The sequence below is a fragment of the Enterobacter cloacae complex sp.6700776 genome (genome assembly GCF_048284255.1).
GTDB classification, from domain to species: Bacteria; Pseudomonadota; Gammaproteobacteria; order Enterobacterales; family Enterobacteriaceae; genus Enterobacter; species Enterobacter intestinihominis.
The window spans coordinates 104,810-117,960 of sequence record NZ_JBLVYK010000004.1 but is presented as its reverse complement, the minus strand read 5'-3'; the positions used below and the strand labels follow the sequence as shown (position 1 = coordinate 117,960).

At 54.2% G+C, this 13,151-nt stretch carries 13 protein-coding genes; 9 read left to right on the top strand and 4 right to left on the bottom strand.

All coding sequences use genetic code 11. The annotated features are described in order from the left end of the window. Positions 1–18: 18 nt before the first annotated feature. Complete coding sequence (gene hflD / locus ACNQ0T_RS08470) at positions 19–648, top strand: high frequency lysogenization protein HflD (RefSeq protein WP_006809213.1); 630 nt, start codon at positions 19–21, stop codon at positions 646–648. 19 nt (positions 649–667) lie between these two features. Further along, entirely contained in the window at positions 668–2,038 is a 1,371-nt protein-coding gene (purB, locus tag ACNQ0T_RS08465) for an adenylosuccinate lyase (RefSeq protein ID WP_058676827.1), read from the top strand. Positions 2,039–2,122: 84 nt separating this feature from the next. Here purB and ACNQ0T_RS08460 read toward each other — a convergent pair whose 3' ends face one another. Continuing rightward, entirely contained in the window at positions 2,123–2,515 is a 393-nt protein-coding gene (locus tag ACNQ0T_RS08460) for a hypothetical protein (protein WP_022647769.1), read from the bottom strand. 475 nt (positions 2,516–2,990) lie between these two features. Here ACNQ0T_RS08460 and phoP point away from each other — a divergent pair, with 475 nt between their 5' ends. The 3 genes from phoP to ACNQ0T_RS08445 all read left to right on the top strand — a co-directional run bounded on the left by phoP (position 2,991) and on the right by ACNQ0T_RS08445 (position 6,339). Further along, positions 2,991–3,662 (top strand): two-component system response regulator PhoP, encoded by a 672-nt coding sequence (gene phoP / locus ACNQ0T_RS08455; protein ID WP_026094318.1) that lies wholly within the window; start codon positions 2,991–2,993, stop codon positions 3,660–3,662. Continuing rightward, on the top strand, positions 3,663–5,126 hold the full coding sequence (gene phoQ, locus ACNQ0T_RS08450) for a two-component system sensor histidine kinase PhoQ (RefSeq protein WP_320679217.1): 1,464 nt from the start codon (positions 3,663–3,665) through the stop codon (positions 5,124–5,126). 91 nt (positions 5,127–5,217) lie between these two features. After that, entirely contained in the window at positions 5,218–6,339 is a 1,122-nt protein-coding gene (locus ACNQ0T_RS08445) for a cupin domain-containing protein (RefSeq protein ID WP_022647767.1), read from the top strand. A 92-nt stretch (positions 6,340–6,431) separates the two neighbouring features. Here ACNQ0T_RS08445 and ACNQ0T_RS08440 read toward each other — a convergent pair whose 3' ends face one another. Continuing rightward, a complete protein-coding gene (locus ACNQ0T_RS08440; RefSeq protein WP_023305882.1) occupies positions 6,432–6,923 on the bottom strand; it encodes an REP-associated tyrosine transposase in 492 nt (163 codons plus the stop codon). Between the two features lie 100 nt (positions 6,924–7,023). Beyond that, the gene (pepT, locus tag ACNQ0T_RS08435; RefSeq protein WP_032624465.1) at positions 7,024–8,247 is read right to left on the bottom strand and encodes a peptidase T; all 1,224 of its coding nucleotides are present in this window, start codon (positions 8,245–8,247) and stop codon (positions 7,024–7,026) included. A gap of 237 nt (positions 8,248–8,484) precedes the next feature. Here pepT and potA point away from each other — a divergent pair, with 237 nt between their 5' ends. The 4 genes from potA to potD are packed head-to-tail and all read left to right on the top strand — an operon-like array spanning position 8,485 to position 12,293. Then, the gene (gene potA / locus ACNQ0T_RS08430) at positions 8,485–9,633 is read left to right on the top strand and encodes a spermidine/putrescine ABC transporter ATP-binding protein PotA (protein ID WP_163385517.1); all 1,149 of its coding nucleotides are present in this window, start codon (positions 8,485–8,487) and stop codon (positions 9,631–9,633) included. Continuing rightward, positions 9,617–10,474, top strand: coding sequence for a spermidine/putrescine ABC transporter permease PotB (potB, locus tag ACNQ0T_RS08425; RefSeq protein WP_022647763.1), 858 nt, complete (start codon positions 9,617–9,619; stop codon positions 10,472–10,474). The genes potA and potB overlap by 17 nt, the downstream gene beginning before the upstream one ends. After that, a complete protein-coding gene (gene potC, locus ACNQ0T_RS08420) occupies positions 10,471–11,262 on the top strand; it encodes a spermidine/putrescine ABC transporter permease PotC (protein WP_015570805.1) in 792 nt (263 codons plus the stop codon). The genes potB and potC overlap by 4 nt, the downstream gene beginning before the upstream one ends. Then, positions 11,259–12,293: a spermidine/putrescine ABC transporter substrate-binding protein PotD gene (gene potD, locus ACNQ0T_RS08415; protein WP_022647761.1), complete on the top strand. Its 1,035-nt coding sequence runs from the start codon at positions 11,259–11,261 to the stop codon at positions 12,291–12,293. The genes potC and potD overlap by 4 nt, the downstream gene beginning before the upstream one ends. 34 nt (positions 12,294–12,327) lie before the next feature. Here the strand turns inward: potD and cobB are convergent, their stop codons facing one another. Then, on the bottom strand, positions 12,328–13,149 hold the full coding sequence (gene cobB, locus ACNQ0T_RS08410; RefSeq protein WP_022647760.1) for a Sir2 family NAD+-dependent deacetylase: 822 nt from the start codon (positions 13,147–13,149) through the stop codon (positions 12,328–12,330). Between the last annotated feature and the right edge of the window lie 2 nt (positions 13,150–13,151).

Genomic DNA, 13,151 nt, shown 5'->3' with positions numbered 1-13,151 from the left:
ACACATAAAGGAGACCGTGTGGCGAAGAACTATTACGACATCACCCTGGCGCTGGCGGGAATTTGCCAGTCAGCCCGTCTGGTGCAACAGCTGGCGCATCAGGGTCATTGCGACGCTGATGCCCTGCACGTTTCACTCAACAGCGTTATCGATCTTAACCCAGGCTCCACGCTGGGCGTCTTTGGCGGCAGTGAAACCAATCTTCGTCTCGGTCTTGAAACCCTGCTCGGCGTGCTCAACGCCAGTAACCGTCAGGGGTTGAATGCGGAACTGACCCGCTACACCTTAAGCCTGATGGTGCTGGAACGTAAGCTGAACGCGGCGAAAGGCGCAATGAATACCCTGGGCGATCGCATCGCCGGGCTACAGCGCCAGCTCGACCACTTTGACCTCCAGTCTGAGACCCTGCTGAGCGCGATGGCCGGTATCTACGTCGACGTAATTAGCCCGCTCGGCCCGCGTATTCAGGTCACCGGTTCGCCTGCCGTATTGCAAAGCCCACAGGTACAGGCGAAGGTACGCGCTTCGCTGCTGGCAGGTATCCGTGCCGCCGTGCTGTGGCAACAGGTCGGCGGTGGCCGCCTACAGCTCATGTTTTCTCGTCATCGCCTGACGACTCAGGCAAAACAAATTCTTGCTCATTGTTAACCTCCCGGAGTTGCGAATTATGGAATTATCCTCACTGACCGCCGTATCCCCTGTCGATGGACGCTACGGCGATAAAGTCAGCGCGCTGCGCGGGATCTTCAGCGAATATGGCCTGCTGAAGTTCCGTGTTCAGGTTGAAGTGCGCTGGCTGCAAAAGCTGGCCGCCCAGACAGCAATCAAGGAAGTTCCTGCTTTTGACGCAAAGGCAAACGATTACCTTGATAAAATCGTTGCTGAGTTCAGCGCAGAAGATGCCGCGCGTATTAAAACCATCGAACGCACCACCAACCACGACGTGAAAGCGGTTGAATACTTCCTGAAAGAGAAAGTGGCAGGCGTCCCTGCCCTGCACGCGGTATCTGAATTTATTCACTTTGCCTGTACCTCTGAAGATATTAACAACCTGTCTCACGCGCTGATGCTCTGTACTGCACGCAAAGAGGTGGTACTCCCTTACTGGCGTAAAATCATCGATGCGGTGAAAGCGCTGTCCGTGGAGTACCGCGATATTCCGCTGTTGTCCCGTACTCACGGCCAGCCAGCAACCCCATCCACCATGGGTAAAGAGATGGCAAACGTGGCGTACCGCATGGAACGCCAGTATCGTCAGCTGGAGCAGGTTGAGATCCTCGGCAAAATCAACGGCGCGGTGGGTAACTACAACGCCCACATCGCGGCGTACCCGGAAGTGAACTGGCACCAGTTCAGTGAAGAGTTCGTGACGTCTCTGGGGATCCAGTGGAACCCGTACACCACCCAGATTGAGCCGCACGACTACATCGCCGAGCTGTTTGACTGCATTGCGCGCTTCAACACCATCCTGATCGACTTCGATCGTGATGTCTGGGGCTACATCGCCCTGAACCACTTCAAGCAGAAGACTATCGCCGGGGAAATCGGTTCGTCCACCATGCCGCACAAAGTGAACCCAATCGACTTCGAAAACTCCGAAGGTAACCTGGGCCTGGCGAATGCCGTGTTGCAGCATATGGCGAGTAAGCTGCCGGTCTCCCGCTGGCAGCGCGACCTGACTGACTCCACGGTGCTGCGTAACCTGGGCGTGGGTATTGGCTACGCGCTGATCGCCTACCAGTCCACCCTGAAGGGTGTGAGCAAGCTGGAGGTGAACCGCGACCGTCTGCTGGACGAGCTGGATCACAACTGGGAAGTGCTGGCGGAGCCGATTCAGACCGTGATGCGTCGTTATGGCATCGAAAAACCGTACGAGAAACTCAAAGAGCTGACCCGCGGTAAACGCGTTGATGCTGAGGGTATGAAACAGTTTATCGATGGTCTGGCGCTGCCCGAAGAAGAAAAAGCGCGCCTGAAAGAGATGACCCCGGCAAACTATATTGGCCGCGCCATTACAATGGTTGACGAGCTGAAGTAATCACCCTCCCCCTTTCCACCCGGAAAGGGGGCTGCTTTTCATCATCGTGTCGACGTTCACACCCCGTTACAGGCTCTTCCGGGATTACAACCTGTTGTCAGGCTGGTTGTTATTTTTCGCCGTGGAATAACTTTCCGGAATATATCGTTTTAAGCCGAACGGGCACAGCCTGAACTGGCACGGGGTCTCAACCGTGCATGGACGATCCATCTCCTGCCGGTTACCTGGACACGCGTTTTTCTGTTTGAACCCCATCCAGCCTATTGATGTATAGGGCATTGCCTGCGCTATCCATACCCTACGCCGCCGATCGTTAATCAGGATACCCTGGTTTGAGGTGGTGATGATTTCACCGGCACGAACGTAATAATCCCCTTTTAGCCAAAGGATATAATTCAGGCCATATTGTGTTTCAACTTTGCAAAAGATGGTTCCACTTTCCGGGCTCGCAATAGTCTCAACAACCTTCCATTCCATAGAATCCTCTTTACTCGCTATATTGCTGTTTTGTTGTGTAAAAATGCTGATTTTCTGGCACATCTTATGCAAATCTAATTTCGCACCATAAAATAAGCGTAGACAAAGACAGACATAGTGAGAACATCCTTACAAAAAAAAGGGCAATCTTTACAAAACTGGCGTGCCCGTTCTGTCAAAAAAGCGACTCGCCTTCAACCGTTCATAAACGGATGGATGTTTTATCCGGATTGCGGAAGCGTGCGAAAACAAGTCAGTTTATATTACCCGCGCCTTCTGGGGGCGTATGAGGCTTATGTGAGGTGGGTGGGCGATATGAAACAGGATCAGGTCAACATACTTAATAATCAGATGCCTGGCGTAATGCCACCTGTCTTCAGAAGCATGAAAAAAATCATTTAATTTCATAACGCTGGTGTCAACCTGGATAATCAGCGTTAAACTATTCATACCATTTATAAAGGGAGAAATGATGATGCGCGTACTGGTTGTTGAGGATAACGCATTGCTACGTCATCACCTGAAAGTTCAACTTCAGGAGATGGGTCATCAGGTGGACGATGCTGAAGACGCAAAAGAGGCCGATTATTATCTCAATGAACACCTGCCGGATATCGCCATTGTCGATTTAGGGCTGCCGGATGAAGACGGATTATCTCTTATCCGCCGCTGGCGTAGCCATGACGTTTCCCTGCCGGTACTGGTGCTGACTGCTCGCGAAGGCTGGCAGGACAAGGTTGAAGTGTTGAGCGCAGGCGCAGATGACTACGTGACCAAACCCTTCCATATTGAAGAAGTCGCCGCGCGTATGCAGGCGCTGCTGCGCCGCAACAGCGGGCTGGCGTCACAGGTGATCTCTCTGCCGCCGTTCCAGGTGGATCTCTCCCGCCGCGAATTTTCAATAAATGATGAAGTAATCAAGCTGACCGCATTCGAATACACCATCATGGAAACGCTGATCCGTAACAACGGTAAAGTGGTGAGCAAAGATTCCCTGATGCTTCAGCTTTATCCGGATGCCGAACTGCGCGAAAGCCACACCATTGACGTGCTGATGGGCCGCCTGCGCAAAAAAATTCAGGCACAGTACCCGCACGACGTGATTACCACCGTGCGTGGTCAGGGCTACCTGTTCGAATTACGCTAAATGAAAGGGATTTTGCGCCACATTTTACCCCTTTCACTGCGGGTTCGCTTTCTGCTGGCAACCGCCGCCGTCGTGCTCGTGCTGTCCCTCTCTTACGGAATGGTGGCGTTGGTCGGGTACAGCGTAAGCTTCGATAAAACCACCTTCCGCCTGCTTCGCGGCGAAAGTAATCTGTTCTATACCCTGGCGAAATGGGAGAACAACCAAATCACCGTCGAGATGCCGGAAAACCTGAACCAGCAGAGCCCAACGCTGGCACTCATTTACGATGAAAAAGGAAAACTGCTGTGGGCGCAGCGTGATGTTCCCTGGCTGAAAAAACGCATCCGTCCGGAATGGCTGAAAACCAACGGATTTCACGAAATAGAAGCCGACCTCAACTCGACCAGCATCCTGCTGCGAGACGATCTGGCGTTACAGAACAAGCTCAATGAGATCCGCGCTGAAGATGACGACACGGAGATGACCCACTCGGTGGCCATCAACCTGTATCCCGCCACTCTGAACATGCCGCAGCTGACCATTGTAGTGATCGATACCATACCGGTTGAGCTAAAACGTTCGTATATGGTCTGGAACTGGTTCGTGTACGTTCTGGCTGCCAACCTGCTGCTGGTGATCCCTCTCCTGTGGGTTGCTGCGTGGTGGAGCCTCCGCCCGATTGAATCCCTTGCCAAAGAGGTGCGCGAGCTGGAGGAACATCACCGCGAGAAGCTTAACCCTGAAACTACGCGCGAACTGACCAGCCTGGTGCGCAACCTCAACCGCCTGCTGAAAAGCGAACGTGAACGTTACGACAAGTATCGCACGACGCTCACCGATCTTACGCACAGCCTGAAAACCCCGCTGGCAGTGATGCAAAGTACACTGCGTTCAATGCGCAGTTCGAAAATGAGCGTGGATGACGCCGAGCCGGTAATGCTGGAGCAAATCAGCCGTATTTCACAGCAGATTGGTTATTACCTGCACCGCGCGAGCATGCGTTCCGGAAGCGCCTTATTGAGCCGTGAACTGCACCCGGTAGCCCCGCTGCTGGATAACCTCACCTCTGCGCTGAACAAGGTTTACCAGCGTAAAGGGGTAAACATCAGTCTGGATATCTCACCGGAAATAAGCTTTGTTGGCGAGAAGAATGACTTTATGGAAGTGATGGGAAATCTGCTCGATAACGCCTGCAAATATTGTCTGGAGTTTGTCGAGGTGTCCGCGCGCGTAACGGATAACGAACTGCATATTATCGTTGAGGATGATGGTCCTGGCATTCCCCATAATAAACGCGAAGTGGTATTCGATCGCGGTCAGCGCGCCGATACGCTGCGCCCGGGCCAGGGTGTCGGATTATCCGTCGCCCGGGAAATTGTCGATCAGTACGAGGGCAAGATTGAAACCGGCGAAAGTCTGCTGGGCGGTGCCCGTATGGAAGTCATTTTTGGCCGCCAACAGCCCGTATTGAACGATAGTTAACCCGAAATGTGAAAAATACGCGGATCTCGCAGCCAGGGGTCGGTGCTTCCGTTATAATCCGTCTCAGTAAGAGCCTGCGGAATACAAAAATATGGATTATCAATTAACGCTTAACTGGCCCGAATTTATTGAACGTTACTGGCAAAAACGCCCGGTCGTTCTTAAACGCGGGATCAGCAATTTTATCGACCCTATATCTCCTGACGAACTCGCTGGTCTGGCGATGGAAAACGAGGTAGACAGCCGTCTGGTGAGCCATCAGGACGGGAAATGGCAGGTCAGCCACGGTCCCTTTGAAAGCTACGATCACCTGGGCGAAAGCAACTGGTCTTTACTGGTGCAGGCGGTCAACAACTGGCACGAACCCACCGCAGCCTTGATGCGTCCCTTCCGCGCCCTCCCAGACTGGCGAATGGACGATCTGATGATCTCCTTCTCTGTTCCCGGTGGCGGCGTGGGTCCGCATCTTGATCAGTACGACGTGTTTATCATTCAGGGTACAGGTCGCCGTCGCTGGCGAGTGGGCGAAAAAGTGCCAATGAAGCAGCACTGCCCGCACCCGGATCTGCTTCAGGTTGATCCGTTTGAAGGGATCATTGATGAAGAGCTGGAGCCAGGCGACATTCTGTATATCCCGCCAGGCTTCCCGCATGAAGGTTATTCCCTTGAAAACTCGCTAAACTATTCGGTTGGTTTCCGCGCGCCAAGCGGCCGCGAGATGATCAGCGGATTCGCTGACTATGTTTTACAGCGCGAGCTGGGCAGCCATCGTTACAGCGATCCGGATGTTCCGGCGCGTGAGCACCCGGCCGATATTCTGCCAGAGGAGCTGGATAAGCTGCGCGGTATGATGCTGGATCTGATCAACGAACCGGAGCACTTCAGACAGTGGTTTGGCGAGTTTATCAGCCAGTCGCGTCACGAACTGGACGTCGCACCGCCAGAGCCGCCGTATCAGGCAGATGAAATTTATGATGCCCTCCAGCAGGGCGATAAGCTGGTTCGTCTGGGCGGATTACGCGTACTACGCATTGGCGAAGAGGTATTCGTCAACGGCGAGCGCCTGGACTCTCCACACCGTCCGGCACTGGAAGCGATTGCCAGCCATATGGTGCTGTCTGCGGATACCTTTGGCGACGCGCTGGACGATCCCTCCTTCCTCGCCATGCTGGCCGCGCTGGTTAACAGCGGGTACTGGTTTTTTGAGGACTGAGTCATGATGTTTGCCGGGTGGCGGCTACGCCTTACCCGGCCTACAAAAGCCGTTCCCGCAGGCCCGGTAAGCGATGCGCCACCGGGCTTTTTTTACTTCCGCTCCCCCGCCGCAAAATCCTCAATCTCACCCGCCCAGTCTGCCGGATATAACCCCTCCCGCACGTCCCGATGAAACGTTGAATAGGGCCAGTCGACGACTTTCCCGACATAGCCATGCTTCAGCGGATTGATGTAGACGTAATCCATATGCCGCCGGTAATCCTGTTCATTGCGAATGGTGTGTTCCCAGAAACGCGGTTGCCAGACGTGGCGCATCTCAATGTTGCGGCTAAACATTTTTTTGATGTCGCGCCAGCGCGCTGAAAAGTCACTGTCCCCTTCCGGTAAGGTCCAGATACAGTGCATATGTTCAGGCAGGATAACCCAGGCGTTAATGGTGAAGGGCTTCGCATGCTTAACCGTGGCGGTAGCGGAACGCAGGCTGTCGATGTAGCGGGTAAGTAAATCGCTCTGGCGGTTTTGCAGATTGACGGTGAAAAACCAGGTCCCACCGGGGATGTAGTGGCGGCGGTAGTTTGACATTTGAACTCCCTGTTCATGTGCCGGGTGGCGGCTACGCCTTACCCGGCCTACAAAAGCCTTTACTGTAGGCCCGGTAAGCGCAGCGCCACCGGGCATTTTCTTACCGCTTCGCGGTTAACTCTGCTATCCGCACAATCACCTGCACCGCTTTTTCCATCCCTTCCAGCGTCACGAACTCATGCTTGCCGTGGTAGTTATATCCACCGGTAAACAGGTTCGGGCACGGCAGGCCCATAAATGACAGCTGCGAACCATCGGTTCCACCACGGATCGGTTTCATCACCGGCTCGATATCACAATCGCGCATCGCCTGCTGGGCGATATCAAGAATGTGCGGATGCTCCATCACCTTCTCGCGCATATTGTAATAGCTGTCTTCGATGATGAGCTCAATATAGCAATCCGGGTGCAGCCCCTTGCCGACCTTTTTCGCGATCTCCATCATCTTACGCTTGCGCGCTTCAAAGGCTTTGCGGTCAAAATCGCGGACGATATAGTGCATCTGCGCGCTGTCCACGTTCCCCTTGATGCTGGTCAGATGATAAAAACCCTCATACCCTTCCGTCATCTCCGGGCTCTCTTCGGCAGGAACTTCCGCATGAATACGCGCAGCCAGCGACAGCGCATTCACCATCACCCCTTTCGCAGAGCCCGGGTGCACGTTATTCCCGACGATTTTGATCGTCACCGATGCCGCGTTAAAGTTTTCATACTCAAGTTCACCCACGCCGCCACCGTCGACGGTGTAGGCCCACTGAGCGTTAAACGCCTCAACGTCAAAATGTTTCGCGCCTTTTCCTACCTCTTCATCCGGCGTGAAGGCCACGCGGATATCGCCATGTGGGATATTTTTGCCCTTCAGCACCGCCAGCGCCGTCATGATCTCGGCGATACCCGCTTTGTCATCGGCCCCCAGCAAGGTTTTGCCGTCGGTGGTGATTAACGTCTGCCCCAGCAGCTGATGCAGTACCGGGAACATCACCGGCGACAGCACTTCGTCGCCAATGCCCAGCGCAATATCTCCGCCGCGGTAGTTTTCAACAATCTGCGGATTAACGTGTTTACCGCTAAAATCAGGTGAGGTATCGACATGAGAAATAAAGCCAATCGCCGGGATATCTCCCTCAACGTTGGCCGGCAGCGTTCCCATCACGGTCCCTTTTTCACTGAGCGTGACATCAACCAGCCCCATGGCCTCCAGCTGCTCTTTCAGCAGATTTAGCAGCTTCCACTGGCCTTCGGTGCTTGGCACCTGTCGGACCCCCGGCTTAGATTGGGTATCCAGCGAAACGTAATGTAAGAAACGCTCAAGTAGTTTATCCATGCAGTCACCCTCACTTTTTGTGACAACATTATCATTAAGCAGCAAAACGCAAATATTGCGTCAGGTCACTTTTATCCCGCAAACGAGAACTTTTTACGTTTATATCGTTCTGCGTTAATAAATGTAGCTTATGAATAAGTGAGAAGGATTGGCGATTCAATGGGTTTGCCGTAGAATGTCCGCCCTCATTACGAGTCACCAAGGTGGTTACACACAAACCCCGCTTCAGTCTGCTGCCTGAGGCGTCTATATGGGACAGCGCGAAAATTGAATACACAACCCCGTTCCCTTTCACCGCTGGTGCAACTGGAACGAATTCGTAAAAGTTTCGATGGCAAAGATGTCATTTCCGATCTTAATCTGACCATCAATGACGGTGAGTTTCTCACGCTGCTTGGCCCCTCCGGCTGCGGCAAAACCACCGTCCTGCGCCTTATTGCCGGGCTGGAAAGCGTCGATAACGGCCATATCCATCTTGAGAACCAGGACATTACCCAGGTCCCTGCCGAAGATCGCCACGTCAATACCGTCTTTCAGAGCTATGCCCTGTTCCCGCACATGACCGTGTTTGAGAACGTGGCGTTTGGCCTGCGGATGCAAAAAACACCCGCCAGCGAGATCCCGCCGCGCGTTACCGAAGCCCTGCGCATGGTGCAGCTGGAGGCATTCGCCCAGCGCAAGCCGCATCAACTTTCTGGTGGTCAGCAGCAGCGTGTGGCTATTGCCCGCGCCGTGGTCAACAAACCACGCCTGCTCCTGCTGGATGAATCCCTCTCCGCGCTGGACTACAAACTGCGCAAGCAGATGCAGAACGAGCTGAAAGCGCTTCAGCGTAAGCTCGGCATCACGTTCGTGTTTGTCACTCACGATCAGGAAGAAGCCCTGACTATGTCAGACCGTATCGTGGTGATGCGTGAGGGCAAGATTGAGCAGGACGGCACACCGCGTGAAATTTACGAGGAGCCGAAAAACCTGTTCGTCGCCAGCTTCATTGGCGAAATCAATATTTTCAACGCCACGGTGATTGAGCGTCTGGACGAGCAGCGCGTGCGCGCCAACGTGGAAGGCCGCGAATGCAACATCACGGTGAACTTTGCCGTGGAAAAGGGACAAAGGCTCAACGTTCTGCTGCGCCCGGAAGATCTTCGCGTCGATGAGATCCACGACACGGCTGACGCCGAAGGTCTGATCGGTTACGTTCGCGAACGCAACTACAAAGGGATGACCCTCGAATCCGTTGTGGAACTGGAAAACGGCAAAATGGTGATGGTTAGTGAGTTCTTCAACGAGGACGATCCGGACTTCGACCACTCGCTGGATCAGAAGATGGTAATCAACTGGGTAGAAAGCTGGGAGGTTGTACTGGCTGATGAAGAACACAAGTAAGTTCCAGAATGTGGTGATTGCCACGATCGTCGGTTGGCTTGTGTTGTTTGTCTTTCTTCCCAACCTGATGATCATCGTAACCAGCTTCCTGACCCGCGACGACGCGAACTTCGTCGCGATGGTCTTTACGCTGGACAACTACGCACGCCTGCTCGATCCGCTCTACTTTGACGTGCTGCTGCACTCGCTCAATATGGCGCTGATTGCCACCGTTGCCTGTCTGGTGCTGGGGTATCCGTTCGCGTGGTTCCTGGCTCGCCTGCCGCAAAAAGTGCGTCCGCTGCTGCTGTTTTTACTGATTGTGCCATTCTGGACCAACTCGTTAATCCGCATCTACGGGCTGAAAATCTTCCTCAGCACCAAAGGTTATCTGAACGAGTTTCTGCTGTGGCTTGGGGTTATTGATACGCCGATCCGCATTATGTTCACTCCGAGCGCGGTGATCGTCGGCCTGGTCTATATCCTGCTGCCGTTTATGGTGATGCCGCTTTACTCAAGCATTGAAAAGCTTGATAAACCACTTCTGGAAGCCGCGAGAGACCTGGGGGCCAGCAAGCTGCAAACCTTTATCCGCATCATTATCCCGCTGACCATGCCGGGCATTATTGCCGGATGTCTGCTGGTCATGTTGCCTGCGATGGGCCTGTTCTACGTGTCGGACCTGATGGGCGGGGCGAAAAACCTGCTGATCGGCAACGTGATCAAGAGCCAGTTCCTGAACATCCGCGACTGGCCGTTCGGCTCGGCCACCAGCATTACGCTGACGGTGGTAATGGGGCTGATGCTGCTGGTTTACTGGCGTGCCTCACGCCTGCTGAATAAGAAGGTGGAGCTGGAATGATCGGTCGACTGCTTCGCGGCGGTTTTATGACCGCCATTTATGCGTATCTTTATATTCCGATAATCATTTTGATCGTGAACTCCTTTAACAGTTCACGCTTCGGGATCAACTGGCAAGGGTTTACCACCAAATGGTATGGCCTGCTGATGAACAATGACAGCCTGCTACAGGCCGCTCAGCACTCGCTGACGATGGCGGTATTCTCTGCCACCTTCGCGACGCTGATTGGCTCGCTGACCGCCGTGGCGCTGTACCGCTACCGTTTTCGCGGTAAGCCGTTCGTCAGCGGTATGCTGTTTGTGGTGATGATGTCCCCGGACATCGTGATGGCCATTTCACTGCTGGTGCTGTTTATGCTGCTGGGCGTCCAGCTCGGTTTCTGGTCGCTGCTGTTTTCGCATATCACCTTCTGCCTGCCGTTTGTGGTGGTAACCGTCTACGCGCGACTGAAAGGATTCGACGTACGCATGCTGGAAGCGGCGAAGGATCTGGGTGCCAGCGAGATGACCATTCTTCGCAAAATCATCCTGCCGCTGGCGATGCCTGCCGTGGCAGCCGGATGGCTGCTCAGCTTTACCCTGTCGATGGACGACGTGGTCGTGTCCTCCTTCGTCACCGGGCCGAGCTACGAAATTCTGCCGTTGAAGATCTACTCAATGGTGAAAGTCGGTGTTTCACCCGAAGTGAACGCGCTGGCGACTATTCTGTTGGTGTTATCGCTGGTTCTGGTGATTGCCAGCCAGGTTATTGCTCGTGATAAAACAAAATCTCAGGGGACACAGAAATGAAAAAAATGCTTGCCGCTGCGGCACTGGTGCTCGGAATGGGTGCCGCGCATGCTGATGACAGCAAAACGCTCTATTTCTACAACTGGACCGAGTATGTGCCGCCGGGCCTGCTGGAGCAGTTCACCAAAGAGACGGGCATCAAGGTGATCTATTCGACCTACGAGTCGAATGAAACCATGTACGCCAAGCTCAAAACCTATAAAGATGGCGCGTATGACCTGGTGGTGCCGTCGACCTATTTCGTCGACAAGATGCGCAAAGAAGGCATGATCCAGAAGATCGATAAAACGAAGCTAACCAATTTTTCAAACCTCGATCCTGAGATGCTAAACAAGCCGTTCGACCCGAACAACGATTATTCCATTCCGTACATCTGGGGCGCGACGGCAATTGGCGTCAACAGCGATGCCGTTGATCCAAAAACGGTTTCATCCTGGGCTGACCTGTGGAAGCCGGAATACAAAAGCAGCCTGCTGTTAACCGATGATGCGCGCGAAGTGTTCCAGATTGCGCTGCGTAAACTCGGCTACTCCGGCAACACCACCGATCCGAAAGAGATCGAAGCGGCGTATAACGAACTGAAAAAGCTGATGCCAAACGTGGCAGCGTTCAACTCGGATAACCCGGCTAACCCGTATATGGAAGGTGAAGTGAATCTGGGGATGGTCTGGAACGGCTCTGCGTTTGTGGCGCGTCAGGCCGGTACGCCGCTGGAGGTGGTCTGGCCGAAAGAGGGCGGCATCTTCTGGATGGACAGCCTCGCGATCCCGGCTAATGCGAAAAACGTCGATGGCGCCCTGAAGCTGATTAACTTCCTGCTGCGCCCGGATGTGGCAAAACAGGTGGCGGAAACTATTGGTTACCCGACACCAAACCTGGCCGCGCGGAAGCTGTTAAGTCCTGAAGTGGCGAATGATAAATCGCTTTATCCGGACGCTGAAACCATCAGCAAAGGGGAATGGCAGAACGACGTCGGTGACGCGAGCCGCCTGTATGAAGAGTATTATCAGAAGCTAAAAGCAGGCCGTTAATGCACAACGGGCGACGCAAGGTCGCCCGTTACCCTTACAGCCCCTTCAGGAGTTTATCCACAAAGGCTGGCACCACCTCGCTGGCCAGACCGTAATGCTTCTCTTCAAACTCACTCCCGACCTGGCTTGGCTCCAGATTAAGCTCCACCGTATGGGCACCTTGCAGTCGCGCTTCGTGAACAAACCCCGCCGCCGGATAGACATGCCCTGAGGTACCAATGGCGATAAAGACGTCCGCCATGGCCAGGGCGCTGTAGATCTCATCCATTCCCAGCGGCATTTCGCCAAACCAGACCACATGGGGACGCAGACGCGAAGGGAACTGACAGCAGTGGCAGCGGTCTTCGTCCAGCACGTCCTCTTTCCACTCCAGCACCTGCCCACTCCATGCGCACCGCACCTTGAGCAGTTCGCCGTGCATGTGAATGATGTTGTGGTTTCCGGCTCTTTCGTGAAGATTGTCGATGTTTTGCGTCACCAGCAGAAAACGATCCCCCAGCGCCTCCTCCAGCTTTGCCAGCGCCAGGTGCGCCGCGTTTGGCGCAATCTCCGGCTGCTGAAGCTGGCGACGACGGGCGTTGTAAAACGCCTGAACCAGCGCCGGATCGCGGGCGAAACCTTCCGGCGTCGCCACATCTTCTACTCGGTGTTCTTCCCACAGCCCGTCCGCCGCGCGGAAGGTCTGAATACCGGATTCGGCGGAGATCCCCGCCCCGGTCAACACCACCACTCTGGGTTTATCCATCGCTTCTGGCATCATCCTGTCTCTGAAAAAGATCCGCTGACGCAGGCGTTCACGTAAGCGGCGTTTATTTTTGCGAAAACGGCTGAGTCGACCCTGGCGACGCGACAGCATAG

Bases quoted from the DNA above. Each gene is read 5' to 3' on its own strand.
- purB (WP_058676827.1), top strand. From the start codon at position 668: ATGGAATTATCCTCACTGACCGCCGTATCCCCTGTCGATGGACGCTAC.
- ACNQ0T_RS08460 (WP_022647769.1), bottom strand. From the start codon at position 2,515: ATGGAATGGAAGGTTGTTGAGACTATTGCGAGCCCGGAAAGTGGAACC.
- phoP (WP_026094318.1), top strand. From the start codon at position 2,991: ATGCGCGTACTGGTTGTTGAGGATAACGCATTGCTACGTCATCACCTG.
- phoQ (WP_320679217.1), top strand. From the start codon at position 3,663: ATGAAAGGGATTTTGCGCCACATTTTACCCCTTTCACTGCGGGTTCGC.
- ACNQ0T_RS08445 (WP_022647767.1), top strand. From the start codon at position 5,218: ATGGATTATCAATTAACGCTTAACTGGCCCGAATTTATTGAACGTTAC.
- ACNQ0T_RS08440 (WP_023305882.1), bottom strand. From the start codon at position 6,923: ATGTCAAACTACCGCCGCCACTACATCCCCGGTGGGACCTGGTTTTTC.
- pepT (WP_032624465.1), bottom strand. From the start codon at position 8,247: ATGGATAAACTACTTGAGCGTTTCTTACATTACGTTTCGCTGGATACC.
- potB (WP_022647763.1), top strand. From the start codon at position 9,617: ATGAAGAACACAAGTAAGTTCCAGAATGTGGTGATTGCCACGATCGTC.
- potC (WP_015570805.1), top strand. From the start codon at position 10,471: ATGATCGGTCGACTGCTTCGCGGCGGTTTTATGACCGCCATTTATGCG.
- potD (WP_022647761.1), top strand. From the start codon at position 11,259: ATGAAAAAAATGCTTGCCGCTGCGGCACTGGTGCTCGGAATGGGTGCC.
- cobB (WP_022647760.1), bottom strand. From the start codon at position 13,149: ATGCTGTCGCGTCGCCAGGGTCGACTCAGCCGTTTTCGCAAAAATAAA.